This window comes from Deltaproteobacteria bacterium, from assembly GCA_011773515.1.
Classification (GTDB): Bacteria; Desulfobacterota; Deferrimicrobia; order J040; family J040; genus WVXK01.
The window spans coordinates 1-1,215 of record WVXK01000035.1 but is presented as its reverse complement, the minus strand read 5'-3'; the positions used below and the strand labels follow the sequence as shown (position 1 = coordinate 1,215).

The following is a 1,215-nucleotide window of genomic DNA, read 5'->3' as shown; positions in this document are numbered from 1 at the left end:
CTATTCCGTGATTTCCGTCACCACTCCGGCGCCGACCGTCCGTCCGCCCTCGCGAATCGCAAACCGGAGCTCCTTCTCCATCGCGATCGGCATGATCAGCTCGATCGCCAGCTCCACATTGTCCCCGGGCATGACCATCTCCGTGCCCTCCGGCAACTGCGCCACCCCCGTCACATCCGTCGTCCGAAAATAAAACTGCGGCCGGTACCCGTTGAAGAACGGCGTATGCCTCCCTCCCTCCTCCTTCGTCAACACGTACACTTTCCCCTTGAACTTCATATGCGGCGTGATCGTCTTCGGCGCCGCGATCACCATCCCACGCTCCAGCTCCTGCTTCTCGATCCCTCGCAGCAACAACCCCACGTTGTCTCCCGCCTCCGCCTGATCCAGCGTCTTGCGGAACATCTCCACCCCCGTCACCACCGTCTCCTTCGTCTCCTTTACTCCCACGCGCTCCACCTTGTCGCCAACCTTGATCGTCCCGCGCTCCACTCGGCCCGTCCCCACCGTCCCTCGTCCCGTAATCGAAAACACATCCTCCACCGGCATCAAAAACGGCTTCTCCTTGTCCCGCTGCGGCGTCGGTATGTAGTCATCGATCGCATCCAACAGCTCCAGGACCGACTTGCACTTCTCACAGTCCTCCTTCCCGCACCCGCAGTTCATCGCCTGAAGCGCCGACCCCTTCACCACCGGTATCTCATCCCCTGGAAACTCGTAGTTCGACAACAGCTCCCGTACCTCCAGCTCCACCAGCTCCAGCAGCTCCGGATCGTCCACCATGTCCGTCTTGTTCAAATACACCACGATGTACGGCACGTTCACCTGCCGCGCCAACAGTACGTGCTCCCGCGTCTGCGGCATCGGCCCGTCCGCCGCGCTCACCACCAGCACCGCCCCGTCCATCTGCGCCGCTCCCGTAATCATGTTCTTGATGTAGTCCGCATGCCCCGGACAGTCCACGTGTGCATAGTGACGCTTGGGCGTCTCGTACTCCACATGCGCCGTCGCTATCGTGATCCCACGCTCCTTCTCCTCCGGTGCCTTGTCTATGTCGTCAAACGGTATGTACTCCGCCAACCCAGTCTTCGAGAGTATGTTCGTCATCGCCGACGTCAGCGTCGTCTTCCCGTGGTCCACGTGCCCGATCGTCCCTACGTTTATATGCGGCTTCGTCCTCTCGAATTTCTTCCTGGCCATCCGTTCTCCTCCTTA

1 protein-coding gene is annotated in these 1,215 nt (G+C 60.7%); it reads right to left on the bottom strand.

From position 1 onward, the window contains the following. Entirely contained in the window at positions 1-1,200 is a 1,200-nt protein-coding gene (gene tuf / locus GTN70_03750) for an elongation factor Tu (protein ID NIO16102.1), read from the bottom strand. Between the last annotated feature and the right edge of the window lie 15 nt (positions 1,201-1,215).

What these genes read in the sequence shown, in the direction of transcription:
- tuf (NIO16102.1), bottom strand. Translation starts at nt 1,200, where the DNA reads ATGGCCAGGAAGAAATTCGAGAGGACGAAGCCGCATATAAACGTAGGG.